A 25,840-nucleotide genomic window follows, 5' to 3' on the forward strand; every position below is an offset into this window, starting at 1 on the left:
ATAGAACCTGTTAAAACCTTTGGCAGTTTGGTTTATTTCAAAAAAAACAACCAGGCTAATGATAACCTGGTTGAAATGATATTAAGAATACGATAGAATTATTAGTCTATGCCGGAATTTTTCTTGGCACCTCCCGATCCCAGAATCTGTGCTGGGCAATCATGCTGATAAATAATTCTACCAATGAAGAAAGATCATCAGAAACCATAATACCTTCGCGCAGAACGGTTTCCTCCGAATATTCGTCCGGAAGTTTCTTATAGAAATAGGTGGCCTCCAAAACCTGTATTGCAGTAGCATCCGCAGCTATTGCCTTACAGTGCTTAAAGGCTTCATTCAGAAAATGTACGGCATTAGCTTCTGCTTCTAACGTTGCAGAACTGTTTGTTCCTCCCGGAAGATAAACGGCATCATAAAGTACAGATGCGGCCGTTAGGAAACTTTCATCTACATCGATCTGCTGATCATCCTCCGAAAGAATAGTACCCAGCTTTGGTGCAATAATATGCACAATTGCACCCTGGGCAACCAGTGCATCTTTTACAGTACTTAAGGATTTACCATCCACACCATCTGCTGCAAGGATGGCGATTTTTCTGGTAGCGATCGAATCCTTAAGTGTACCAGCCATACTCAATGCTTCCGATTTTGCAAGTTCTCCTTCTTTCTGTTCTGGGGTATAATCTGCCGGATCAGCATCTGCAGGTATACTTCCATTCAATTCTGCTAAAGGAATAGTTGGAACATGAAGACCAAGTGCATAAGCTACAGCTGCTGCAAGTCCTTTATCCACATGATTAAGCAAGCCAAGCATACGTTCTCTTACCGCAACCATTTTTACCTTGCCCAGCTCAAAACTAAAGGCATCAATCAAGTGGTTTTTTTCGGCTTCAGACTGACTGTTAAAGAATAATCTGGCCTGCGAGAAGTGGTCGAAAAAACTTCTGCTTCTTGCGCGGATTTTCTTTGCATCAATACGTTCGTTATAACTAACAAAACCACCTTCAGCTGCTTTAGCCTGTTGAGGATCGTTTGCAGCTATTCCATTAGGACCATAACTGGTTTTGCCACGGTTTATGGTTTGGCGCATATAACCATCGCGCTGGTTATTGTGTATAGGTACCACAGGTCTGTTAATCGGAATCTCATGAAAATTTGGTCCGCCCAACCTGATCAGCTGTGTATCAGTGTAAGAAAACAACCTGCCCTGCAAAAGTGGGTCGTTAGTAAAATCTATTCCTGGCACAACATGCCCAACGTGAAAAGCAACCTGTTCCGTTTCGGCAAAGAAATTATCGGGATTGCGGTTTAAGGTCATTTTTCCGATGCGCTGCACAGGAACCAGTTCTTCGGGAATGAGTTTGGTTGGGTCCAGTAAGTCGAAGCCAAACTTAAATTCATCCTCTTCGGCTACAATCTGTACACCGAGTTCCCATTCCGGGAAAGCACCCGCTTCTATGGCATCCCATAAATCCCGTCTGTGGAAATCGGGATCTTTTCCCGAAATATTCTGTGCTTCATCCCAGGCAACCGAATGTATACCTAACAGTGGTTTCCAGTGGAATTTCACAAAACTGGCCACACCAGACGCATTCACAAAACGGAAAGTATGCACACCAAATCCTTCCATCATGCGGTAACTTCTAGGAACGGCCCTGTCGCTCATCAACCACATAATCATATGTGCAGATTCGGGCATAAAGGAAATGAAATCCCAAAAAGTGTCGTGTGCAGATGCAGCCTGAGGCATTTCATTGTCTGGCTCCGGCTTTACAGCATGCACTAGATCAGGGAATTTAACGGCATCCTGAATAAAAAACACCGGCATATTGTTACCTACGAGGTCGAAATTACCCTCCTGGGTGTAAAACTTTACCGCAAAACCACGAACATCGCGGGCAAGGTCAGTAGAACCTCTTGATCCTGCTACTGTTGAAAACCGAACGAAAACAGGTGTTTCCTGGCCCGGATCGCAAAGGAAAGCTGCTCTGGTGACATCAGACATATCCTCATATACCTTGAACACGCCGTGTGCACCTGACCCTCTGGCATGCACAACCCGTTCAGGGATTCGCTCATGGTCGAAATGGGTAATTTTTTCCCGTAATATAAAATCTTCCAATAATGTGGCACCCCGATCGCCAGCCTTAAGCGAATTCTGATCATCGTTTATTTTAACGCCGTGATTGGTGGTAAGTTTTGTATTGGTATCATCTGCAACAAAGGCCTCCAGCTTTGCTGTTTTATCATTATCCTGTTTTACCGGACTACTATCTTTTACTATTGTTTTTTTTGCCATTTTCTTTCTCCTCTCCTAAGCCTCTTCGGCTGCTTCATAATTAATTTCACTTTCAGCAATATCGGTCAGCTTGGTATCGGCAAGTTTTTCTTCAGCAAGGGTCTGTTCAAGCAAATCTGCGATTTCTGTTAAACCCAATGTTGTAGCCAGTTGAAAAAGTCCACCATAAGAAGCAATTTCATAATGTTCTACCTTTTGGCTAGCCAGTATGATACCTACATCACGTGTCGCTGTTCCGGCTTCTGTTTCCTCAATAATACTTTCACCCTCCTTACTTAATCCTTCCATCGCATCGCATTTTTTTGCAATTGGCTTTTCGCCAAGCAGTTCAAATACCTGTTCAAGCCTGGCTACATGCCCTTTAGTTTCAGTAAGATGAGATTCGATTGCACCTTTAAGTGCTGGTGACGTGGCGCTAGCCATCATTTTAGGCAAATTTTTAACCAAATGATTTTCGGCCCAGTAAAGATCACATATTCCATCTTTAAAGAGTTCTTTCAATGCTGGAGAAGCCGCTACAGTGGTTTTAGCGCTAAGTTTTGGATTACTGCCGCTGTCTTGTTTTTTCATGGTATGTTTTGTTTAAGGATGTTTCTTTGTTAACCATCATCTATTATAACCCTGTATTTCACTATATAGTTTCAGTAATTTATCCGTGTTTAAATACGCATTCTTAAAGAAGCCACTTTGTACGGAAAACCATTTGTAAAAACACCGTGTTCTTAGCGTACAAGCCCTTTAATCAAATGTTAAAAGCGCTACTAGCCAGATTAAGCATATGAATAGTGACAAAATGGATGCCCTGGGCAAAATGCTCATCAGTCAAAACTTAACAATTGCTTTGCAGAAAGTGCAACCGCAGGCCGGCTTTCTGCAGAATTTTCAATGATCGATCATGCTGGAGAATTTCTTAAAGGTGGCATTGCCTGTTATGATGCTCAATTAAAGGAAGATCTTTTACAGGTTGACCACGCACTTATTAAAACCTATACCCCCGAATCAATGGAAGTAACCCGCGCAATCAGCATTGGGCTTTCAAAACTGATTCCCGCCGATATTCATATCGGTATTACCGGACTTACCGCTCCGGGAGGAAGCGAAACCAAAGAAAAACCAGTAGGTACCGTGTTCATTTATGCCACCAATAAAGGAGCGCTGGCATTTTCGGAAAGATTTAATTTTACCGGAGAACGCGAGGAAATCGTTTCCGCTACGGTTGAAGCCTGTGCAACCCTACTCCTCGATTATCTTCATTCCATTTAAATACGTAACCGCATCATGAAAACTAAAAAAGTATTTCCTAAAAAACCCTGGTTATATCGAAACGGACTATCTCTTGTCTTCATCAGCCTTTTTTTATTAACCCTTTTGGCGCAGGCACTTACCGGATGGAATGAACACAACAACGAACTCAATGAACAAGGCGCACACAGCCTGGATTTTGGTAGTTACCTGCAGTCGGGTCATTTTATCTCCGCTACGTTTGAAAATTTTGAAAGCGAGTTTTTACAAATGATGCTTTATGTTTTGTTGACGGTAAAACTACGCCAGATCGGTTCTGCAGAATCAAAAAAGATTGACGAGGAGGAAGAAGTAGATCGGGAACCCATCCCCTCCAAAGATGCGCCATGGGCCGTACGCCAGGGTGGGTGGATTTTAAAACTATATTCCAATTCACTTTCCATTGCCTTTATCATTCTTTTTTTCCTTAGCTGGTACCTGCATCTTTATGGAAGCTGGCAAGACCACAACATAGAACAGGCATTAAAAGGAAAGCCTGAAGATACAATGTTTGCATATCTGGGGCAGGCCAATTTCTGGTTTGAAACCTTCCAAAATTGGCAAAGCGAATTTATGTCTGTTGCGGCTATTGTCATATTCACCATTTTTTTAAGGCAAAAGGGTTCACCTGAATCAAAACCTGTTGATGCACCACATATGGAAACAGGGAAATAAGCTGAGGGGCTGAAACCGCCAGTTTCTAACAAAAGACATAAACAATAAAAAAAAGTCAAAACTATCATAAATTTCACCCTGTTCTATACATAAAGAACCTATAAAAATATAATTATGGCAACTACAAAAAAAACCGAAAAGAAAAACGCAAAACCTACAGGAAAAACAGGAAAAATGGAGAATTCAGAATTCCATGAGTTTTTTATTGATGAATTAAAAGATATTTATTGGGCAGAGAAACACCTTGCAAAGGCGCTTCCGAAAATGAAGAAAGCAGCTACAAGCCCAGAATTGGCTGCCGCTTTTGAAAAGCATGCCGAAGAAACGGAGCAACACATCAGTACGCTTGAAGAAGTGTTTAGCCTTTTAGGTGAAAAAGCGACAGCTAAAAAATGTGATGCAATGGCTGGTTTACTGGAAGAGGCTGATGGAATTATCGCTGATACCGACAAAGGTACTATGATCCGTGACGCCGGACTTATTCTTGCTGCCCAAAAAGTAGAGCACTATGAAATTGCAACCTATGGAACTTTAAGGGTATTTGCAGAGAATATGGGCCACAATGATGTAGCCGAGCTTCTTACACAAACTCTTGAAAATGAAAAGGCAACAGATGTGGCCTTAACAGAACTAGCGGTTAACACCGTTAACGCGGAAGCGGTAGCAGAATAAATAACAAAAAAGGCTCTTCGGAGCCTTTTTTGTTATCCTGTTTTATTCCCTTATCGTCACCCTGAAATAAATCCGATAGCTAGCTATCGGATTTATTTCAGGGTCTTTTTTTTTGCAAAAAGATAATTCAGCAGATCTAACTTCAGCAGAACTAACTAATGTGCAACTAAAATACTGATTGAAATAATCGTTGAAATTACGGCCAAAAAATAAAAATTCTTCATTCATTCACAATGATAATTGAAAACCAGAATGACATAGTGAAAACCTTTTATCTACAAGCACAGTTATATTTACATGGAAAATTTAGACCTATTAATCATACCCGCAGCAAGACAGGGAGAAACCGAAGTATTAAAAGAACTGATCAGCAGGGGTGCCAATGTAAATTTCAGGGATGAAAAGGGATATACGCCACTAATCATCGCCTGTTACAATAACCGTTTATCGTGTGCAGAAATACTCTTAGAAGCAGGCGCAGACATAAACGCGGCAGATTATGGTGGCAACACAGCACTAATGGGTGTTTGTTTTAAAGGTTACCTGCCCATTGCAGAACTACTGATTGCCGAAGGTGCAAAACTAGATCTTCAGCACGGAAACGGAGGAACTGCCCTAATGTTTGCAGCCATGTTCGGCAGAAACGATCTGCTGAAACTCTTACTGGAAAACGGTGCAGATAGTTCTATCACCGATATGCGCGGACAGCGAGCTGCAGAACTTGCAGCCATGCAGGGCAATGAAGAAGGACTTGCCATGTTACAACCTTAAGGTCTGCCGTCAAGTAGTCCTTTTACCAGCAACTTCCATTGCGGATAGGATAAACCCAGCTTTGCACTAACGCCAACAACCAGGTTTCGTGTCCTATCAATCAAATTCCCATCATTAACATTTGCCTGCTCATTCCTGCCATGTTCTTCTGCCCGTACCGTAATCCGATCCCTGCGGATAATAAAGGTAGAAGTAGCATGGTCTTTTAAAAAATGAGCAACCTCTTTATCCTGATTTAAGGGCGAAGAACAAGGACGTACACACATACTGATCATTTCATAATTACCTTCATGCACTCTTTTAATTTCTTCAACCAGCACCCAATCAAAACCATCACCAGATAATGGACCGGGACCGGGGATATCAATTCTGATAAAATCTCCTTTTTGAACTGAACGCATCGCTTCTTTTCCATCAGGCGAAAAAATTTTAAAGTCCGATAGTCCAGAGATTTTGCCCCACTCATTCACTGCAAGCAACCTTTTTTCAGCTGCTGCGAAAAATTCCTGAGCCTGAATCAGGCTGCTTAATTTACGTTCTTCAACTGCATCCATCTGGCTTCCAACAAGCTGTTGGGGAACCAAATCGTTCGTTATTTTTTCCATAGGTCTTTTTCTATAAAAACCATGTGTCTCTCTGCTTAGTTTCGTTATTTATCAAACAGAATGAAATCGCTAAAAAAAACTACCTCAAATCTGTCGAAACTAGCGTTTTGATATCCACGAAGCAGTTAAAATGAAATTCTAAAACCTTTAGGTTTGATAACTGGTTATTTATTTATCAAACTAATTGAAAATGAAAAACACCGGAACAGAGACAAATATGAGGGATGGAGCCAATGCCAGTATCTGGCAATCTGCTTTAGTAGACCATACAGCAACTAACCATTCTGATTACCAAGAGGTATACGATGCATTGATTATCGGAGGTGGAATTACAGGATTAACTACCGCATTGTTGCTGCAAAAACAGGGAAAGAAATGTGTATTGGTAGAAGCCAAAAATCTTGGTTTCGGTACTACTGGAGGCACCACGGCACACTTAAATACTTTTCTCGATACCACTTATCCCGAAATAGATAGCGATTTTAGCAAAGAAACTTCCAGCCTAATAGCCGAGGGCACAAAGAAGATGATCGAAATGATCAGGACAAACATACAGGACTTGGAAATTGATGCCGATTTTGAGTTTAAAATGGCCTATCTTTTTTCGCAGAATGAGAAAGAAACCAAAGAGCTTCAATCTATCCTGGAATCATCGCAAGCTGCTGGCGTAACCGTAACTGAAGCTAGTGAAAACGGTGTTCCTATCCCTTTTGAGCGTGTGGTGCGTTTTGACAATCAGGCACAGTTTCATCCGTTAAAATATATTCACGGGCTTGCAAAGGAATTTGAAAAACTGGGTGGTCAAATTATCGAACAAACATTTATCGAGCGTACCGAATTGCATGAAGACATCCACCACGCAAAAAGCGATCAGCTTATACTAAAGGCAAAAAATATTGTTTATGCAACCCATATTCCGCCCGGTATAAATATCCTTTCGTTACGCAACGCACCTTACCGTAGTTATGTGCTTGCTGTAAAACTGAACAGCGGCGCGTATCCCGATTGCCTGGCATACGATATGCAAGAACCCTATCACTATTTCAGGAGCCATGAAATTGATGGACAGAAATACCTGATTATTGGCGGTGCTGATCATAAAACCGGACATGAAGATCCCTTAAAAGCATTTGAAGCACTCGAAGAGTATGCTAAAAAATATTTCGACATCAGCGAGGTTAGTTACCAATGGTCTTCACAATACTATGTACCTGTTGATGGACTTCCTTACACTGGCCATTTACCCGGTGGTGATAAAGGGATTTATGTGGCAACCGGTTTTAATGGAAATGGCATGATACTGGGTAGTCTTTCGGCACTACTGATCAGCGATCTTATCCTGGGAAAAGAAAACCCTTATGAAAAATTATTTAGTCCTTCAAGGTTAAAACCTATAGCTGGATTTAACGAATTTGTAAAGGAAAATGCTGATGTTGCTTACCATTTTGTCGCAGACCGATTTGGCGCAGAAATCATTAAATCTACCCATGAACTGGCGAAAAATGACGGCAAAATAGTGGAATTTGACGGAGAAAAACTGGCCTTATATAAAGATGAAACGGGAAAAGTAACAGCCCTTAACCCCGTATGTACACATGCTGGTTGCATTGTAAACTGGAACCCTGCTGAAAAAACATGGGATTGTCCATGCCACGGAGGACGATTTTCCATTACAGGAAAAGTACTTAATGGGCCGCCGCAAAAAGACCTTGAGTCTGTTTCATTGCATGAGATAGCATCGGGCAATAAATAAGAAGTAGCCATGATTTAAGTATCAGTTTACTTATACGAAGACATAAAAACACAAATATGAACGATATACCTATGAATACCCCGAAAGAAGATTTAAATAAATTAAAGGAAAGGTTTGACGACGGGCTAATAGAATCTTTATGGAGTGAAAATGGCGAATTGATGTACATCATTAAAGATGGGCTCGACCTAAATGAATACGCTTTGCTTGCCAAAAAAATTCTTGAAAGCGAAGGTGATATTGCACATGATTTTACCGGCAAGGTGACCAATAAATCTAAAACCGAATTCGCTCGCTTTGAGTATAGATCCGGGTGGTTTTTAGATGGATTGGCTGAGGGTGAGATAGAATAGCCTATAAACTAGCGGAAGGTATTTAAATTATAATGGCAAATGAAATTAGGTAAAGCTTATATTGGTACATCAGGATGGAAATACCGCCATTGGGAGGGTACTTTCTATCCATCAGATCTTAAAAAGAAAGATCAATTGCAATATTTTACGGCAAATTTTGATACTGTAGAACTCAACAATTCTTTTTACCGCCAGCCAACGCTACAAAATTTCGAAACCTGGCAGGAACAAGCTCCTGAAAATTTTATTTACGCCGTTAAGGCCAACCGCTATTTTACCCATTTAAAAAAACTGAATGTTACGCAAAACGAAATCGTAGAATTTTTAAATGCGAGCCTCGGGCTGGGAAAGAAATTGGGACCAATTCTTTTTCAGCTGCCCCCAAAATGGAACATTAATATTGAGCGCCTGGAAAGATTTTTAAAAATGCTTCCACCGGAATACCGTTACACGTTTGAATTTAGAAATCCAGGCTGGTATCAGGAAGAAGTATTTGGGCTTTTAAAAAAATACAATTGTGCTTTTTGCATTTATGATTTAGCCGGCCATCAATCACCTATTATTGCCACCGCCGATTTTATATACATCAGGCTGCATGGACCTGGAGATAAATACCAGGGATCTTACAGCCACAATGCTTTAACAAAATGGGCTGAAATGTGTAATGACTGGATGAATGAAAAAAATGATGTTTACATCTATTTTGATAATGACCAGGAAGGTTATGCAGCTTTTAATGCGATTGAACTAAAGAAAATGATTTAAGGAAGTTAATATTAATTATGCCTTTTAAGGTGAGTTAAATTCAAACTCATCACGCTGATCCGATAGCTAGCTATCGGATTCATTTCACAAGTGAAAATAGTATTTTCAAATGCCTTGTAGCTCCTTTGTGGTCAGCATCTTTTTTGCACAAAAGACCTGAAATAAATGCGATAGCTATCGGATCTCAGGGTGACGACCGTCTTAAACAAATCATCAAAAAACAAAATTAGGCATCAACTTCTCTTAATTAAGCAGGGCATTAACGGAATCTAAAATATTGTTTAAATCAAAAGGTTTGGCTATAAATTGATTGGCTCCTGCGTCATTGGCGATCTGTTCTCCATCCCTACTGGCTGAAATTACAATAACCTTCAATTGATTATGGGCGGAGTGAGTTCTTAAATGCTTCAATACCTCCTGCCCGGAAAGCCTCGGCATCCACAAATCAAGGATCAATAAATCTGGATGCTCCTTATCAATAGCTGCCTGTACCTTTAAACTGTCATTTACCGAAATCACTGTATGTCCAACATCGTCCAGAATCATTTCCAACACATCAATAATCCCCTCATCATCATCACAGATCATGACTTTCTTTTTATCCATTCATTTCCTTTCCAGCCTTCGGTAAAGTAAAACTAAATATAGAACCTTTGCCTATTTTGCTCTCTACCCAAAGAGTACCATTATGGTTTTTTATAATTTGGTCGCAAATATAAAGCCCTATCCCCATCCCTGGAAACTTCTTTTGAATTTCTACACCACGGTAAAAGCGTTCAAAAACTTTTTTCCTGTCTTCGGGACTCATTCCCAAACCAAAATCCTTAACCGATACCTTTACATAATCACTTACATTGGCAATATTCACTTCTATTTTCTCCGAATCAGGTGCATATTTAATGGCATTTGACAGCAGGTTGCTCACGACCTGGGCAATATGCGACTCATCTGCAACTACTTTAGCTCCTGTTTGGCCACTCAATATAATTTGATGACCGGGAACCGTCGTGCGCATGCCTTCAACAGCTTCAGTAATCATGGCATCAAAATCAAACTTTGCCATGTGCAATTCCATGTTACCACTTTGGATCCGTGAAACGTCGAGCAATTCACTAATTAACGAGTTTAACCGCTCTACATATACAGATACTTTACCAAAAGTTGATAAAAATTTATCACTCGCATTTTCTGGCATTGCACGTTCCAGTAGTTGTACATAACCTTTTATTGTGGTTAACGGCGTACGGAGTTCGTGACTGGCAATTGATAAGAAATCATCTTTTCTGGTCTCTACTTCGCGCTTTTCAGTAATATCTTCGATAGCAAGTAATATCTGGTCTTTAAATTGTCCTTCAAACTCTACCCTGTAAGCATTCAGCAACATCAGTTTCTTTCCGATGTGTGGAAAATCATGTTCAACCTCAAAATCTACAACCGGATTATTAGTTGGCAGAATTTTAACGAGCAGCTCTCGTAGTTTTGGAATATCCCACTGATGATTACCTAAATCATATAACTGACGGCCAACTGTTTCTTCCTTGCTTACCTTAAAAGTCCTTAAAAAATGATAGTTAGCGCTTAACACATTAAAATCAGGATCGAGCACTAAAAGTCCTTCGCGCACCGTTTCAATAATACTCGATAGGAATGCTTCGCTTTCCCGAAGTTCGCTTGTGCGCTCCCTAATACGCTTTTCCATCACCAACTTTTGTTGACGCAGGTCTTGCTCCGCATTCTTTCTAGCGGTTACATCATTCTGTACCCCTATAAAATGGGTTACTTCTCCATCCTCATTTTTAACCGGCGACATATAGAGTTCATTCCAAAATAGATCGCCATTCTTTTTATAGTTTCTAATTTCTACCCGGCATTCTTCACCTTCGGTAATACATTTGGCCAAAATTGCCCGCTCTTTTTGGTTTCGGTCTTGTGCTTGCAGAAATCTGCAGTTGTGGCCAATAATTTCCTTTCTGGAGTATCCGGTAATATTTTCAAAAGCTTTATTACAATAGATAATCGGATTATCCGGCTGAGTATGATCAGTGATGATAATGCCAGAAATAGAGGCGTCCAATGCCATCGTCATCAGCTGGAAATTAGTGGCGCCCGCATTTCCTGAAAGTTCAAATTTTCGATTGTTAGATGTTTCCAATTGATCTGTATAATATTGTGAGTGGCTGACTTATATTTTAATAGTGATTTTAATTATCTAATTTCCTTTTAATGAATAAAATTCATCATATAACCCCTTAAGCAATAATTTGTTTTATTTCTTTACAACTAAAATGTGGCAACATTGCGAAAGTGTAGACGATTGTTTGAGATCATGACTGGTTTAAATATCATACGAAAATAGCTTTTTTTAAAACAATTCTGATTAAAACAATTCTGAAACTGCAGCTGTTACCACACCACATCTACCTAAAAAACTATATAATCGGTTAGTTGAAATCGATCCAGGCTGCCAGTAAATCTGGCAGCTTTTTAATTTCCGGGCAAAGATATATTCCACATCAAATCCTCTGAAGCCTTTGTTTGCCGGTTTGGCACGGTAAAACCGGTTAAAAACGTGGGCTTGTCTTTTTTAACTGCCCGTTATAACACTGAAAAACATTGAGTTAGCCTAATCATTATTTTTTTTATCCTCACTTCAGGAGGAGCTAAAACATTTTCCAAAAAAATGATGTTTATCTGCAAATACTCCCGCTCGAGGAGAAGCAAACACTATTATCACGCACAGATTGGAAAAAATAATCAACAAACCTGCAACAGGAAAACTTATTTACCGGATTTTGCTGATCCTTGCATTGGGCATACTGCTTGTTGCCGAAGGCTTTTTTGGTTTAAGGCTCCATGAATTATCGGAAAAACAGGAACAGATTAAACACGATTATTCCAGGGTAAATAACATCACTTATGGGCTTTTTTCTGTACAACAATGGAAAGACAAAGTTGCAGATATTGTTCACCACCAGGTTTCGGGTCTCAAAATAACCCGCAAACAAAAAAAGGTACTGCAGGGTGAAGTTGAACAGGTACTATTAGCACTTATTGATAAGGCAGAAGCCCTGGTGAATAAACCCAAAAAAACCATCAGTGGGAAGATTCAAAAATTTGCCATCAAAAACTTTGTTAATTCAGATAGTATCCGTGCTGAAGTGCCCACCTTTGCCAGAAAAATAATTGCTGAAATAGATAATCCAAAAAATAAAAAGCAACTGGGCAAAATGGCCTTAGGCGAATTTAACGAGATAGCCAAAGAAGAAAGTCAGGATACGGCATTTGTTGCCAATAACGCCCTAATGAAAAAAATTTACAATCGTTATGGCGTATCGAACAATCAACAGTTAAACCAAAAGCTAACGGGTTCATTAAGAACCATTCGGCAACAAACCTACTATTACTGCTTTGGCATGTTAAGTTGCGTAATTGTTGTATTGGCATTCTGGTGGCTATTACGCAAACGTACTGATCTGCACACCACGCTTTTTATCCTATCGTTACTTTTCGCCTTCATCCTCCTAGCTGTGGGCCTAACTGCATCTATGATTGAAGTAGATGCCCGAATCCGCTCTTTAGATTTTGTTTTACTTGGAGAACATGTAGTTTTTAGCGATCAGGTACTTTTTTTCCAGAGCAAGAGTATTATGGATGTTGTTCGGGTATTAATCAGCCAATCGGCAATAGATTCTGTGCTGGTTGGTGTACTGATCCTGGCCTTTAGTATCCTGTTCCCGGTAGTTAAGTTAACTTCAACAGGCATTCACCTGCTGGGCGGCAAAAAGTGGGCAGAAAACGCCATCATTCGGTATTTTGCTTTTCAATCAGGCAAATGGAGTATGGCCGATGTAATTGTGATTGCTATTTTAATGGCATACATTGGTCTTAACGGACTTCTTGAAAATCAGCTGCGCGCACTGAACATCAATAATGATTCGCTTACGATCCTTACAACCAACAACACTGCCCTGCAACCGGGCTACATTATTTTTATCTGTTTTGTACTTTATGGATTGATCCTTTCGACCATCCTTAAATCTATTACTCCGCACAAAGTGCATTAAATCCGAAAATGAATGAGCGAATTGCAAAAAGATAACATCCATACGAATAATCGGATTAGACCAAAACAATCCAGATCGGCATCTTTTATCCTGATTGCCGCGCTTTCATTGTTATTGGTCGCTGCAGCCTATTGTGGATACCGTTTCCGTGACCTTGCTTATGAGCAAAAGCATATTAAGGAAGATTATAGCCTTTCGAACAACATTACTTTTGGTATATTTTCGGTAGACCGCTGGGGAGATAAAATATCAGCAGTGGTTGATCGAAAGGTAAAGGAATTTAACCTTACCAAAAGCCAAAAAGCAGATATGCAACAAGAGGTTGAAAAACAGCTGCACGGTATGGTTAACAAAGCTGTGGCTGAAGTAACGAGGCCTCAGAAAGGACTTGGTGCAAAACTCAAAAAACTTGCCTTCAACACATTTGTAGATGTAAAAGAAATCCACGCATTGGTTCCATCTTTCTCCCGTACCATTGTTACCAAAATAACCAGTCCTAAAAGCCTGAAAAAGTTAAAATCTGTAGCCACTGGAAAACTTGATGAACTGGAAGCACAGACTTACGACCGAAGCAATGAGACCATTTCATCGGTTGAGCATAGCATCTTTCAAAAGTACAAAGTAGACAATGCAAATGCTTTTGAAAAGGTTATCAATTCAAAGCTCGACAGGATTAAGGATTTAAGCTACCAATATGCGATTGGGATGACTGCCTGTATCCTTATTGCCCTAATGCTCTGGCTATTATTGCGCAAGCGGGTAGATAGTGAGGTGACCCTTTTTGTAATCTCCTTACTTTTTGCTTTTATTTTACTTGCAGTTGGTGTATCTTCTCCTATTATTGAGGTAGATGCCCGTATTAAAACGCTTGAATTTGCGTTGCTGGGCGAAAAGCTTGTATTTACAAATCAGGTACTCTTTTTCCAGAGCCAAAGTATATTAGGTATTATTGGCACCCTGATAGAACAGCCTAAACCAGATGCCATATTGGTAGGCATACTGCTGATGCTATTTGTGGTTATACTGCCTTTATTACGTCTTATTGCCCGGGGATTGCTCGTATCATGCGGTACATTACTGGGCAATTCGAAATTTATCCGTTTTTTAGCGTTCGACCTGAGCAAGTGGGACATGGCGGATGTGATGGTAGTTGGTATAGCCATGACATACATTGGTCTTAACGGGATCTTGAAAAGTCAGCTATCGGGGCTAAATATCGATACCGAAGCCCTGAAAGTGGTTACTGTAAATAATTCTGCGCTACAGCTGGGTTTCTTCATATTTGTAGCCTATGTGGCTTACAACATTATTTTATCTTCTATTTTAAAACGCATAGACGAACAAAATGGCCCCTGCTAATAGTGGTTATTGAGGTGTTGGTATAAGATTAAACATCACACCAACACCTTTTATTGGCTCTTATTTTATCCACCAAACACTAAGACACTCCACGCAAAGTTTTAAAAATATTGTTACGCCGGTAAATTATCAAAATGATTACTTTTGTATTAACGGAATATCATCAATGCTAACTCCAACCCATACGTCCAATTTTATAGGCCTTGCACCGATACCAATATTTACGATTGATCCTGATTCTCTGCAACTGGAATATGCAAATGCGCGATTTTTAGCTGTAATGAATAAAAGTCTGGATGAAATACTGAAACTGAATTTTCATGATATTTTTGGTCAAAATCTATCTTCAGTTACCTCTGATTTCCTGCTGCAGCTGAAGAATACTTCAAACCATGATACCATACCCGTACAGATTCCTGATTTAGAAAGCAGTATAGCACCATTTTCAAATTATAGTTATTTTGCCAATAGATTAGTTGAGGCAACGGGTAAGCTAAAAATTGCCGTTTGGTTAATTGCTAAAAACGTCCCTGCTACGAAGCAGGATACATCCATAGCTAGTCCAACTCCAGCATACCAGGAGCCTGGGAAAGAAATGCCATCAACGATGGAACCTGCAGTAAAGCCCCCTACAATAGAATATGTACAAGTTACCGAAGAAAGCCCGGAGATAACAACTGAGCCTTTACCCATTGCTAAAGAAGATGTTCAAAAAAGCGAAGCGGAAGGAAAACAGCAAACTTTAGCAGAAACCTGGACACAACTGGAAGCAAGCCGTGAATGGTTTAAAAATATGGTTCGCTCTTCTCCTGTTCCTATGTTGATTACTAAGGGTGAAGACATGGTTTTTGATGTGATTAATAATGCCATGCTTCATTTAATTGGTAGAGATAGCTCCGTTTTGGGTAAGCCCTGGTTTGAGGCTATTCCCGAATTGGTTGGACAACCCGTAATAGATGAACTGTTTTACGCCTACCGCACGGGGCTCACCCATCATGTACCAGGCGTTGCTATATCACTAATCAAAAATGGCGAACCTGCGCTAGGCTATTACGACCTGACCTATACCCCTTTGAAAATAAATGGAAAGGTAATCGGGCTGATGCAAACAGCCACCGACATTACTGAGCATGTAACTTCAAAAGAAAAGCTTTTAAAGGCATATGAACAGATCAGGCTATCTAAAGAGGCTGCGCAGTTAGGTACTTTTGACATGGATATGGTTACCGGCCATTTACAATGGGACGACCGGTGCAGGCTGTTATTCGGGATAAGCCATTCAAATGAAGTTGATTTTGAGCGGGATTTTTTACAGAACCTCCATCCGGAAGATTTAGACAGGATTAATGCAGTTTTAGCCTACGTTTTTGACAAAAAGGCTAGCAACGGTATTTATGATGTAAAATATCGCACCATTGGATCTGAAGATAAACGCCTGCGTTGGATAAGAGCCAAGGGGCAGGTTTATTTTGATGCCAACGATAAACCATTGCGTTTTATCGGTTCAGTACTGGATATTACCGAACAAAAGGAAGATGAACAGCGCAAAAATGATTTTATTGGCATGGCAAGCCACGAGCTGAAAACACCCCTTACTTCTATAAATAGCTATCTGCAACTTTTGCAATACCTCGCCAGTCTGCAAAGCGAAGACAAAATGCTTACTGCAATTGATAAATCGCTAAACCAGGTGAAGCGGATGATCCGGATGATTGATGGATTTTTGAATGTTTCCCGTTTGGAATCGGGAAAGATAGCGATTGATAAACAACAATTTGAAATTACCGGTTTATTAAAAGAGGTTTGCGAAGAAACCTTAATGTTAACCACAGGTTATGATGTAAAACTACGCCTTGCCGATGAGGTAATGGTTTATGCCGACCGTAGCAAATTAAACCAGGTACTTCAAAACCTGATTGGTAATGCCATTAAGTACTCTATTTTAGGGAGTGAGGTTAATATACAATATGTAGTTGATCAAAGCCATATCACGATTAGTGTTATTGATAAGGGCATTGGCATTAAACCAGAGCATCAACAAAAACTTTTCGACCGGTATTACCGGGTTGAAAATGACAGCACCATAGCCGGTTTCGGAATAGGGTTATATCTCTGTGCAGAAATTGTAACCCGCCATCAGGGTAAGATATGGGTGGAGAGTGAATTTGGAAAAGGCAGTACGTTTTCATTCAGTATTCCACTGAGCACTGCCAGCTAAATACCAGAAGTCATCTATTCAAAACGATCAAATCGCTAACAGATTAAGATAAATTGTCATTTCAACCGCAGTGGAGAACCCGAAGGCTCTGCGAAGCAAAATCTTTTTACATAGTTCAAAGATTTCTCCGTTTCGCTATGCTTCAGTCGAAATGACGCCCGATTTATAATAACGATCATTTTGATTCTTATTTTTTTCCTGCTTCAAGATACTCCATTGCATTTGCCACATACACCAATGGGGCATTCCAATTAATGGCAATTTCATTACTTGCATAAGAATTAACATCATCCAGGTATGACAATTCCGGTTCAGAATCATATTTCAATCCATCTTGTTTTTCCCGGTTCGGCCCACCAACCAGCAAGCCTGGAATGGGTTCAGTAATACCATCTGCGAAAGACAGGCGATGATGCGGATGCATAGGTGATTTATGGCCAATACCTGTTACAAAACAATAACCGGTGGCATTTTTTCCCAAAACGTAATCCAGGTTGCTAACCGCAGCATTCAGATAGGCATCATTTTTGGAAAATAAATAAGCATTTATCAGTAATATGCTTTGATTCATTGCTGAAGAATTACTCCCCCACGCAAAATCATAAAGCGAAGCACCGATCACCGTATGATATGGGCCTGTTTTAAAATCAGTTAATAAACGGTCTGCCAGCGTCAGTATTTTCTTCTTCAAAATACTGCTCACGCTTTTGTAACGCTCAGAAAGTTGCCCCTCGCACCTAATTAACGTATAATAGCCCAATATGCCCACATTGCTCCAGCTCGGTAAGCTTACCGGGGCATTTAAACGGGCAAAAAAAGCATCAAAATAGGTTTGTTCTCCTGTTGAGGCCAAAAGTTCTGCCGAGGCCCAGATCCATTCATCTTCAAAGTTCTTATCGCCGTAAGCGCCTGTGTTTACTTTAAGGTTATACGTTTTGTTGAGCAGATCCTGATCGTAAACAACGTTCGGATTATTTACCGACCAACGCCAGGCATTTCTGGATGCTAACAGGCAACTATCTGCCAACCCGGGATATTGCTCAGGAAAGTGTTTAAAAATGCGATAAGCTTGCGCCGCAACAGCCGCTAAGTTAAGTGTAGCTGCAGTGCCTTTCGCCACCACGTAACGTTTTGATAAGGCTTTATCTGGCATCACCATTCCGTCGAAATCCAGGTTGGTACATTTATGATACACGCCGCCATCACCAGTATCCTGCATTTTAAGCATCCATCGCAAATTGTAAAGGGCTTCTGTTAATATATCCGGAATTTTATTTTTCGCATGGGGAATATGCACTTCCTGAGTTAGGAAATATTCAGAAAAATCTTCATAAGCAGAAAGTAAAGTTGAGGTGGAAATTCCGCTATTCACCACATATTTATTATAATCTCCGGCATCATACCATCCACCCGAAACGTTAATCTTACTATCTACCTTTCGGTTTTTAGAAGTGGCTGATGGATGAATATAAACTGCAGTATCCGGATGCCCGGCAACACGATTCCATTTTCCGGCGTAGTTCACATCCAGCGCAGATGAAGCCCGCTGATAATAGAATGCTTTTAATGCGGCCACTGCTAAATTGTGGTACACACCATCTGCAATCTTAAAAACAGGAGAATCAGGAACTCCGGCAATTCGGATGATATATTCGCCTGATTGATTGAAAGCACTAAAATCTGCTATTCTGGTTGTAATTTTTGAATAGCCTGTCGTTTTTGGCTCCGATAATACACCGGTGTACACCACCTTTCGGCCTGGCATAGCTAACAATTCGAACTTGCTTTCTGAAACGGGATTGAGTAAAACCGCACTTTTTTCGAGCTTTGGATAATAACCCGACTGGTTCAGCACAACTTGAGGAGCCGCTATTTGCTGCGCATTAACTGCGGTTGTAATCAGTGACAAACCCATGAAGAATAACTTATATACCATGCGATTCATCATAAATATTTTTCAAACTCAGCTTGAGTGATCACTTTTAAACTTACCTCATCTATGAACATGGTGCCCGTAACATAGCCCAATGCAAATAACAATTTTATTTTCGTTATGCCCGGTGGAATAATGTATGCTTTTTCATATAACTTCCAATCTTCATTTCCGGTAACAGAGGCAATGTTGATTCCCTCACCTATTTTAGTTTTCTGTTTGTTAAGTGTTTCGAAAAGAAATAATGCCCCATTCCAGGAATCTTTTCCAGTACTCACTGCATCTGCTTTAATCTTCGCGCTCATGAGTATGTACTGGGTATTTTTTGGCAAAGAAACAATCTGGTGCATACCGGTCCATTTGGAAGAATCTGAAGAAAATAGCGCAGCGCTCATTTTCCCGGCGCTATACAGGTATGGCGTCACTTTCGCCGAATATTCAACCCAGCTCTCTAACTCATTTTCGAAACCACCATTAAGCACCAGGTTTTTTTGTGCAAAAACAGTAGAACTGGCTACCAGCATGATCATACCGGCAACAATATATTTTATCACTCTCATTAATATTTACTTTAAATCATAAATTGGGAAGAGGCTGTGTCCGCTACCATTGATAGATTTCCAATAAAAAGTATCGTCATCTCGATCCGATAGCTATCGGATGAATTACAGCGAAACGGAGAGATCTTTCTAGACAGATTTTTCGGCTGCGCTGCACTCCGCTCGAAATGACGATAACTCGGGGGGAACTACCTCATTAAAACTAAAATTTATTCAATTAAACTAATACACCCCAATATCATCCAGGTAAATGGTTTCCGGTGCATTGCCACTCAACTCCTGAAAACCGATCCAGTTTACACTTGTAGGTTTACCCGGCTGACTGGCGCTCTGGAAACGATCTATTGGAACCACATAGTTGGTCCACTTTCCTGCATGCAGTACCACACTTACATTACGGTTATCAAAATCACCTAATGCAACCTTTACCACTTTACCTTCTGTACCTGTTGTACCATAAATAGAAAACTTAACATAGGTTTTGTCAATTAAATCAACAGGCGTGTTACTGCCAACGGCATATCCTGCATAACTTCCGGTATAGGTAAGCTTAATTGAATGGTTACCGCGTTTTACCATCTCTGTATTATTCACATCTGCATCAGCACCTCCAAAATTGAAATCGTAACCCGCTGTGATCTGATCATCATAAAATAAATGCCTGAATCCAAATGGCAACAATATCGGAACCACAACGCCATCATAAGATACATATGGACCAGTACCCGTGCCGCCCGGAGTAGTAACACTTACTGCACCTAGCGCACCTGTTGGAACCGTTACTTTCAATTCTGTGCTTGTTGAAGAAACGACCCGGGCTTCTGTTGTACCGAATTTAACGCTCGACACCTGATCAAAACGTAAGCCGGTAATGGTAATTACATCGCCAGGGTTACCAGCAAACTGACTCAGATCACTAATTACCGGAGCCGGTTGTTTAATACTAAAGCTAAAGGAAGTACTACCGTATGAATTGGTTAGTGTTAATTTTCCTGTTTGATTGATCCATGTAGCGGTTGTAGGGATCATCACGATAATGCTGTTATCACTAAAAAGTGCAGTATTAAGATAAGCAGAAGCCCCATTGAATTCTACTTTATTGGTCGATTTTAAATTTACCCCTTCAATCACATACGTTACACCAACATCGCCAGAAGTAACTGTTGAATCTAGCGGGGTAACGTTAGTATCTCCCGGCCTAACCAAAGTACGAACGCGGGTAATGCTTGGCGCCCCTTGTCCTTCTTTTTCCTTTTTGCAGGAGGTTGCAAAGATCAGCATGCAACATACGCCAATCAGATAAAGGGATATAGTATTTTTATATAACGTTTTCATATTAGCTTATTTAAAATTGTAAGGCACGGGAGCCAATAGTAATTTTGGATTTAGAATGGTTTCTGTTGTAGGATAAGGCAAACGGAAATTGGCATCGGTTGGGGTATACTTTTGTCCCCAGATGACAACAGGTGTGGTATTGCTGTAAATTCCTCTTTCCTGATTGGAAATAATAGCAATTGCTTTAGGATGCGAGGTCACATTGAACCCATCTAACCTACCCAGATCAAACCAATAATCAGCCTCAAAAACAAATTCCATACGGCGTTCCTGATAAATATCCTGGATAGTGATTGATGTTTTAGGAATGAGGCCAGCCCTTTTTCTGATTTTGTTAAAAGGTATAAGCGCCGCATCATCAGAAGTACGGTCGGCACCGGCCAGCACCGCCTCAGCTTCAATTAATAATACATCGGCATAGCGCATTAAATAAGTATTATTGCCTGTCGAAAATGATGCGCCTTTACCCCCATTATCTGCAGGAGTGCCCACTACATATTTTTTAATAAATGCCGGCATCCCCTGGGCAACGGCTCCGGCAGGTAAAGTGTAACCACCTTTGGCCTGGTTAATTTCCGGGTAAACATCTCCCTGCATCATCACTGTCGGTTTTCTCCTCAAATCGCCGGGCTCGAAAGCGGTAAGCAGATCGATAGAAGGCGTAACGCTTCCATAACCGTCTCCTGTACCCGTAATTTCAGAGTTAAAGGCAAGGAAAGATTGTAGTGCATTACCATGGCCATAGGCAGATCCACCCAGCCATTGGATAGCGGCAACACTTTCTTCGTTGTTATTATTTGCCGTTTTAAACAAGTCAGCGTATGTTTTGCCCGAAATGTCTACTCCATACAATTTAAATTCGCCACTGTTGATTACCTGCTCCGCTTTTAACCGGGCGTTAGGATAGTCGCGCATGTACAAATAAACTTTAGATAATAATGCAGATGCTGATCCGCTGGATACTTTGCCTTGAGAAACAGAACCCGTTCTGATCATTTTATCGCAATTATCTTCTGCAAATTTGAGGTCGTTGATGATGAATTTGTAAACATCAGTTACCGGATTGGTATTAATCTGATAATTGCTCACATTATCCAGGCTATTTTCGATAATAGGCACGTTTCCCCATGTTCTTACCAAATAGAAATAAGCCATAGCCCGCATAAACCTGGCTTCGCCAATTGCATTATTCACGATTGGTGCAGGTACGCTGGCTGGCACTTTGGCTTTCAGGTTATTGATCAATGCATTAGATTGTGCAATTACGCTGTATAACGAATTCCACGCTGATGCCAATTGGGTATTATCTCCTGTTACAGAAAAATTCCCGAAGTTGATTACATCCGGAGAATACGTGTGCGCATTGCCGCTTAACAATTCTGAAATACACCAGGAAGCTTTGGCATTCCAATCGAACCACGGAGAGTTGTACAGCGCAATGGTACTGGCCTGCACCTGTTCGGTGTTTTGGTAAAAATTATCAGCACTGAGCGAATCCTGTGGAGGAATATTAAAAAATTCTTTTTTACAGCCCGCGCTAACAATGGCTATAAAAATAAAGCTATATATGATATATGATTTCATTTTGTTCAATAATTGTAGGTCACTAAAATTGTGCATTTATCCCAAAAGTGATGGTCCTGGCAATTGGATATCTTCCCAGGTCGATATTATTTAAAATGGCACTCTGGTTCATCGCTCCGATTTCCGGATCATAACCCTTATATTTTGTAAAGGTGTAAAGGTTTTGTACGCTTGAGTAGACTTTTAAATTGGAGAATTTAAATTTCCTGATCCATGAAGCTGGTACCCTATAACCTAAACTCAAATTTTGTATCCGTAAGAAAGATCCGCTTTCCACATAACGGTCAGATACAAACAAATTGGGATTATCAATACCGATTTTAGGTGCAGGAATATTGGAATCGGGATTTTGTGGTGACCAGAAATTACTATATGCCGCATATTGATTCTGATATACAGCGGCCAGGTTACCCATGGTATTGTTTAACAGATTCATAATTTTGGAGCCATAAGATCCGTTCAGGAACAGGGTAAAATCAAAAGCTTTATAACTAAACGTATTGGTAATACCGTAGGTAAATTTAGGATTTGGGTTTCCGATCTCGGTACGGTCTTTTTCGTTTATTACGCCATCACCATTTACATCTTCATATTGCACATCGCCCAACCAGGTGCTACTGCTGTTGTTGGCAATGCCACGGCCAAATTGAACCGGAGCAGATTGAAGTTGATCTTGTGTTTTGAATATTCCCTTTACTTTATAACCATAAAATTCACCTACCGATCTGCCTACCACCGTACGGGTAACCGGCGTTTGAAGGTAAGCGTTGGTTACTGTGCCAAACAGTTCGGTAAGGCCGTTACCAAGCTCTTTAACTTCATTATTATAATGTGATAGCACTACACTTGTATTCCATTTGAAATCGCCTTTTTCAAAATTGCGCGAGTTGATGTTCAAGTCAAAACCTACGTTGTCAATTTTTCCAAGATTTACATACGGCGGGTTAATACCGCCCAAATAATCAGGCCCACCCACTAAATAGGCTGGAAGCGTAAGCTGAAATAAAAAGTCTTTTGAAGTTTTTTTGTAAACATCTATGCTGCTGCTAATCCTGCCGTTTAAAAAACTCATATCAACACCACCGTTATATTGGATAGAGGTTTGCCACTTTAATGATTTATTATCAATCCTTCCGGCAAGAAAACCAGTTCCCAAACCTGTTTGTGAAGATCTTAGTAAAGAGCTGTATAGATAATTAGGAACATCCTGGTTACCCACCTCTCCATAACCCAAGCGAATCTTAAGTCCGTTTACGACCTTATTGATCCCTTTCATAAATGGTTCTTCAGACAATTTCCATGAAGCTGCAAATGATGGAAAATACCCAGATTGCGAGCCTTCGGCAAACTTGGAAGTCTTGTCTCTTCTGATTGTAGAAGTAAGGCTATATTTAGCATTGTAAGTATAAATGGCACGCGCGTAAATTGATTCCTGGCGTTGTGTACCAATATATTCATCATTGGTAGCGGTGATGGCCTGTCCTAAATTCAACGATTGTACATCATTGCTATAAAATCCCTGACGTGTTCCTTCAATCCCTCTCCAGTTTGACTGCTGAACCTCGTAACCTAAAATGGCGCTAAGGTTATGTTTTTCACCAAAAGTCTGGTTATAGTTAAGGTATTCTTTCCAGATCAAAAATGTACTTTGCTGATATCTTTCTTTTAAAGAAGCAGTAGGATTGGTAAAACGGCCCCAGGAATAACTCGGCGTAAATACATTATTATCTGAGAAATTAAAATCACCTCCAAGTTCTGATCTCAGCGATAATGGTTTAAGAAACTTAATCTCGTTATAAATATTAGTGTTAATATTAGTCCTGTTCAGTTTGTTTTTGATTTGCTGCGCCTGGGCCACCGGATTTAATGCCGCTGCGGCAGCTAGTGGATCGGTAACAGGAGGGCCAGTATACGAACCATCAAGATTGGTTACGGCTAAATCGGGCGCTTGCAATAAAGCATTGTAAATAATACCGTTATTATCACTGGTTACCACGTTTTCTGCAGACCGGCTTCCGGTTAAGGTAATACCAAGTTTAAACCATTCTTTCACCTGGGCATCAGCATTTACGCGAAGGCTATAGCGGCGAAAATCGGAACCGATAACGGTACCATCCTGACCAAGATATCCACCAGAAATATAATAAGTTAAGCCCTCTTTTCCGCCGGAAACAGCTACCTGATGACTTTCTTGTGGTGCAGTTCTAAATATTTCTTTTTGCCAGTTAGTACCCTCTCCCAATATGGAAGGATCTGCAAATTCAACCCTTCTACCAGTACCATAAATATCGCCAAGCGAGTTCTGAAGTATCGCATACTGGCGAAGATTCATCACATCCATGTATTTTGCCACACGCTGGAAACCATAATAACCGTCATAATTGATAGATGAATTTCCGCTTCTCCCCCTTTTGGTGGTGATGATAATCACACCGTTTGAAGCCCGGTTTCCGTATATTGCTGTTGCAGATGCATCTTTTAGTACATCAATCGATTCAATATCATTTGGATTGATCAAAGATAACGGGCTCACGGTAGTCTGCGAATTGGCGTTGGAAGATGAAGCTTGTAAAGGCGACCTTCCGCTGGTACTCTGATTACCTGCATCGCCGGAAATTGGCACACCATCGATTACATATAATGGCTCATTGCTCCCGCTTAAAGAAGTTACACCACGTACCCGCACAGAGGTATTGCTACCAGGTGCACCTGAGTTTTGCGTAATTGTTAATCCCGAAGCCCTGCCCTGCAGCATCTGATCGATACTGGTTTGAGGTACATTGGCAATATCGGCCGCTTTTACAGATGAAATAGAGCCATTAAGATCTGTCCGTTTTTGTGTGCCGTAACCAATCACCACCACGTCAGAAAGTGATGTAGTTTGTGCCTTAAGTACCACATTTAGGATGCTTTTATTGCCAGGATTAACTTCCTGGGGTTCCATCCCAACAAAAGAAAACACAAGGGTGGTTGATCCCGAAGGCAGCGAAATTTTAAACTTACCATTGATATCGGTTACCGTTGATTGTTTTGTACCCTTTACATTAACAACTACTCCGGGCAGCGTTACGCCTTTTTCGTCGCTTACCGTACCAGAAATTTCTATGTCACGAACAGAAATGGCAGCAAATGGCGAATAGGCATTCTTTTTAAGAACAATGGTTTTCTTAATGATTTTGAAATCGAGGTTGGTATTTTTCAACACTATGCCCATTACCTGCTCAAGGGGCATATTCGTTACATTAAGGTTTATTTTATATTTATCGTCTATATCAGCACGCCTGAAAAGCAAGTGGTAACCACTCTGTTTTTCGATTTGCTTTAAGATGGAAATGATGTCAGAATTATTCTCTTTAAGGGTTAGATTCTGACTGAAGCTGCTAGCGCTAACCTGCATCAGGGCGAGCGTAAAAAAAAGCACTATGAGTCTCATTGTTAATAAGATTTGGTAAGAATCACGGCGCAATACCTGCCTGATCCTAAAAAATAAATTCATATCTTTATGGAGTTTTGGTTAAATTATAATGTTGTCTAAATCGGGATTGTAAGTAACCTTTACAGTAACCGGATGTGCTGCGAACACTATCCGGTTTTTTTCTTAAAAAGCATGGTT

19 protein-coding genes and 1 pseudogene are annotated in these 25,840 nt (G+C 40.5%); 10 read left to right on the top strand and 10 right to left on the bottom strand.

Features of this window, described 5'->3' with window-relative positions:
• Window positions 1–106 precede the first annotated feature (106 nt).
• Together BLR60_RS08185 and BLR60_RS08190 are read right to left on the bottom strand one after the other, a co-directional pair.
• The gene (locus tag BLR60_RS08185) at window positions 107–2,299 is read right to left on the bottom strand and encodes a catalase (RefSeq protein ID WP_090498658.1); all 2,193 of its coding nucleotides are present in this window, start codon (window positions 2,297–2,299) and stop codon (window positions 107–109) included.
• A 15-nt stretch (window positions 2,300–2,314) separates the two neighbouring features.
• Window positions 2,315–2,869, bottom strand: a complete 555-nt coding sequence (locus BLR60_RS08190; RefSeq protein WP_090498660.1) for a YciE/YciF ferroxidase family protein — start codon at window positions 2,867–2,869, stop codon at window positions 2,315–2,317.
• A 303-nt stretch (window positions 2,870–3,172) separates the two neighbouring features.
• On the opposite strand from BLR60_RS08190, the pseudogene BLR60_RS08195 reads away from it, so the two are divergent.
• From BLR60_RS08195 to BLR60_RS08215, 4 genes and pseudogenes are all read left to right on the top strand, one after another.
• A pseudogene (locus BLR60_RS08195) lies at window positions 3,173–3,562 on the top strand (CinA family protein); the annotation flags it as partial.
• Window positions 3,563–3,577: 15 nt separating this feature from the next.
• Window positions 3,578–4,255, top strand: a complete 678-nt coding sequence (locus tag BLR60_RS08200) for a DUF6766 family protein (protein ID WP_090498662.1) — start codon at window positions 3,578–3,580, stop codon at window positions 4,253–4,255.
• Window positions 4,256–4,369: 114 nt separating this feature from the next.
• Window positions 4,370–4,927 carry a YciE/YciF ferroxidase family protein gene (locus tag BLR60_RS08205; protein WP_090498664.1) on the top strand — a complete coding sequence of 186 codons (558 nt, stop codon included), beginning with the start codon at window positions 4,370–4,372 and terminating at the stop codon, window positions 4,925–4,927.
• Between the two features lie 297 nt (window positions 4,928–5,224).
• Window positions 5,225–5,698 (top strand): ankyrin repeat domain-containing protein, encoded by a 474-nt coding sequence (locus BLR60_RS08215; protein WP_090498667.1) that lies wholly within the window; start codon window positions 5,225–5,227, stop codon window positions 5,696–5,698.
• Here BLR60_RS08215 and BLR60_RS08220 read toward each other — a convergent pair.
• The gene (locus BLR60_RS08220) at window positions 5,695–6,303 is read right to left on the bottom strand and encodes a hypothetical protein (RefSeq protein ID WP_090498669.1); all 609 of its coding nucleotides are present in this window, start codon (window positions 6,301–6,303) and stop codon (window positions 5,695–5,697) included. The two genes, BLR60_RS08215 and BLR60_RS08220, sit on opposite strands and share 4 nt — an antisense overlap.
• Before the next feature lie 190 nt (window positions 6,304–6,493).
• Between BLR60_RS08220 and BLR60_RS08225 the strand changes: the two genes are divergently transcribed.
• The 3 genes from BLR60_RS08225 to BLR60_RS08235 are packed head-to-tail and all read left to right on the top strand — an operon-like array spanning window position 6,494 to window position 9,174.
• Window positions 6,494–8,056: an FAD-dependent oxidoreductase gene (locus BLR60_RS08225; protein WP_244155617.1), complete on the top strand. Its 1,563-nt coding sequence runs from the start codon at window positions 6,494–6,496 to the stop codon at window positions 8,054–8,056.
• Between the two features lie 56 nt (window positions 8,057–8,112).
• Window positions 8,113–8,409, top strand: a complete 297-nt coding sequence (locus BLR60_RS08230) for a hypothetical protein (protein WP_090498671.1) — start codon at window positions 8,113–8,115, stop codon at window positions 8,407–8,409.
• A gap of 39 nt (window positions 8,410–8,448) precedes the next feature.
• Complete coding sequence (locus BLR60_RS08235; RefSeq protein ID WP_090498673.1) at window positions 8,449–9,174, top strand: DUF72 domain-containing protein; 726 nt, start codon at window positions 8,449–8,451, stop codon at window positions 9,172–9,174.
• Between the two features lie 243 nt (window positions 9,175–9,417).
• On the opposite strand, the gene BLR60_RS08240 is transcribed toward BLR60_RS08235, so the two are convergent.
• Together BLR60_RS08240 and BLR60_RS08245 are read right to left on the bottom strand one after the other, a co-directional pair.
• The gene (locus BLR60_RS08240) at window positions 9,418–9,780 is read right to left on the bottom strand and encodes a response regulator (RefSeq protein WP_090498675.1); all 363 of its coding nucleotides are present in this window, start codon (window positions 9,778–9,780) and stop codon (window positions 9,418–9,420) included.
• Window positions 9,773–11,326, bottom strand: a complete 1,554-nt coding sequence (locus BLR60_RS08245; protein WP_244155618.1) for a PAS domain-containing protein — start codon at window positions 11,324–11,326, stop codon at window positions 9,773–9,775. Before BLR60_RS08245 ends, BLR60_RS08240 begins: the two co-directional genes overlap by 8 nt.
• Before the next feature lie 589 nt (window positions 11,327–11,915).
• On the opposite strand from BLR60_RS08245, the gene BLR60_RS08250 reads away from it, so the two are divergent.
• The 3 genes from BLR60_RS08250 (at window position 11,916) to BLR60_RS08260 (ending at window position 16,815) form a co-directional block, all read left to right on the top strand.
• Window positions 11,916–13,238 carry a paraquat-inducible protein A gene (locus BLR60_RS08250; RefSeq protein WP_244155619.1) on the top strand — a complete coding sequence of 441 codons (1,323 nt, stop codon included), beginning with the start codon at window positions 11,916–11,918 and terminating at the stop codon, window positions 13,236–13,238.
• A 12-nt stretch (window positions 13,239–13,250) separates the two neighbouring features.
• Window positions 13,251–14,597 (top strand): paraquat-inducible protein A, encoded by a 1,347-nt coding sequence (locus tag BLR60_RS08255; protein WP_090498677.1) that lies wholly within the window; start codon window positions 13,251–13,253, stop codon window positions 14,595–14,597.
• 166 nt (window positions 14,598–14,763) lie between these two features.
• On the top strand, window positions 14,764–16,815 hold the full coding sequence (locus BLR60_RS08260; RefSeq protein WP_090498679.1) for a PAS domain-containing sensor histidine kinase: 2,052 nt from the start codon (window positions 14,764–14,766) through the stop codon (window positions 16,813–16,815).
• A 187-nt stretch (window positions 16,816–17,002) separates the two neighbouring features.
• On the opposite strand, the gene BLR60_RS08265 is transcribed toward BLR60_RS08260, so the two are convergent.
• The 5 genes from BLR60_RS08265 to BLR60_RS08285 all read right to left on the bottom strand — a co-directional run bounded on the left by BLR60_RS08265 (window position 17,003) and on the right by BLR60_RS08285 (window position 25,660).
• Window positions 17,003–18,763 (bottom strand): glycoside hydrolase family 9 protein, encoded by a 1,761-nt coding sequence (locus BLR60_RS08265; protein ID WP_208600599.1) that lies wholly within the window; start codon window positions 18,761–18,763, stop codon window positions 17,003–17,005.
• Window positions 18,760–19,308: a carbohydrate binding domain-containing protein gene (locus tag BLR60_RS08270; protein ID WP_090498681.1), complete on the bottom strand. Its 549-nt coding sequence runs from the start codon at window positions 19,306–19,308 to the stop codon at window positions 18,760–18,762. The genes BLR60_RS08265 and BLR60_RS08270 overlap by 4 nt, the downstream gene beginning before the upstream one ends.
• A 222-nt stretch (window positions 19,309–19,530) precedes the next feature.
• Window positions 19,531–20,643 carry an IPT/TIG domain-containing protein gene (locus BLR60_RS08275; protein ID WP_143009043.1) on the bottom strand — a complete coding sequence of 371 codons (1,113 nt, stop codon included), beginning with the start codon at window positions 20,641–20,643 and terminating at the stop codon, window positions 19,531–19,533.
• 6 nt (window positions 20,644–20,649) lie between these two features.
• Entirely contained in the window at window positions 20,650–22,227 is a 1,578-nt protein-coding gene (locus BLR60_RS08280; RefSeq protein WP_090498997.1) for a RagB/SusD family nutrient uptake outer membrane protein, read from the bottom strand.
• A gap of 22 nt (window positions 22,228–22,249) precedes the next feature.
• A complete protein-coding gene (locus tag BLR60_RS08285) occupies window positions 22,250–25,660 on the bottom strand; it encodes a TonB-dependent receptor (RefSeq protein ID WP_208600600.1) in 3,411 nt (1,136 codons plus the stop codon).
• Window positions 25,661–25,840 lie beyond the last annotated feature (180 nt).

Source organism: Pedobacter terrae (assembly GCF_900100705.1).
Lineage (GTDB): Bacteria > Bacteroidota > Bacteroidia > Sphingobacteriales > Sphingobacteriaceae > Pedobacter > Pedobacter terrae.

Coding starts and splice junctions, on each gene's coding strand:
- BLR60_RS08185 (WP_090498658.1), bottom strand. CDS start 2,299: ATGGCAAAAAAAACAATAGTAAAAGATAGTAGTCCGGTAAAACAGGAT.
- BLR60_RS08190 (WP_090498660.1), bottom strand. CDS start 2,869: ATGAAAAAACAAGACAGCGGCAGTAATCCAAAACTTAGCGCTAAAACC.
- BLR60_RS08200 (WP_090498662.1), top strand. CDS start 3,578: ATGAAAACTAAAAAAGTATTTCCTAAAAAACCCTGGTTATATCGAAAC.
- BLR60_RS08205 (WP_090498664.1), top strand. CDS start 4,370: ATGGCAACTACAAAAAAAACCGAAAAGAAAAACGCAAAACCTACAGGA.
- BLR60_RS08215 (WP_090498667.1), top strand. CDS start 5,225: ATGGAAAATTTAGACCTATTAATCATACCCGCAGCAAGACAGGGAGAA.
- BLR60_RS08220 (WP_090498669.1), bottom strand. CDS start 6,303: ATGGAAAAAATAACGAACGATTTGGTTCCCCAACAGCTTGTTGGAAGC.
- BLR60_RS08225 (WP_244155617.1), top strand. CDS start 6,494: ATGAAAAACACCGGAACAGAGACAAATATGAGGGATGGAGCCAATGCC.
- BLR60_RS08230 (WP_090498671.1), top strand. CDS start 8,113: ATGAACGATATACCTATGAATACCCCGAAAGAAGATTTAAATAAATTA.
- BLR60_RS08235 (WP_090498673.1), top strand. CDS start 8,449: ATGAAATTAGGTAAAGCTTATATTGGTACATCAGGATGGAAATACCGC.
- BLR60_RS08240 (WP_090498675.1), bottom strand. CDS start 9,780: ATGGATAAAAAGAAAGTCATGATCTGTGATGATGATGAGGGGATTATT.
- BLR60_RS08255 (WP_090498677.1), top strand. CDS start 13,251: ATGAGCGAATTGCAAAAAGATAACATCCATACGAATAATCGGATTAGA.
- BLR60_RS08260 (WP_090498679.1), top strand. CDS start 14,764: ATGCTAACTCCAACCCATACGTCCAATTTTATAGGCCTTGCACCGATA.
- BLR60_RS08265 (WP_208600599.1), bottom strand. CDS start 18,763: ATGATGAATCGCATGGTATATAAGTTATTCTTCATGGGTTTGTCACTG.
- BLR60_RS08270 (WP_090498681.1), bottom strand. CDS start 19,308: ATGAGAGTGATAAAATATATTGTTGCCGGTATGATCATGCTGGTAGCC.
- BLR60_RS08275 (WP_143009043.1), bottom strand. CDS start 20,643: ATGAAAACGTTATATAAAAATACTATATCCCTTTATCTGATTGGCGTA.
- BLR60_RS08280 (WP_090498997.1), bottom strand. CDS start 22,227: ATGAAATCATATATCATATATAGCTTTATTTTTATAGCCATTGTTAGC.
- BLR60_RS08285 (WP_208600600.1), bottom strand. CDS start 25,660: ATGAGACTCATAGTGCTTTTTTTTACGCTCGCCCTGATGCAGGTTAGC.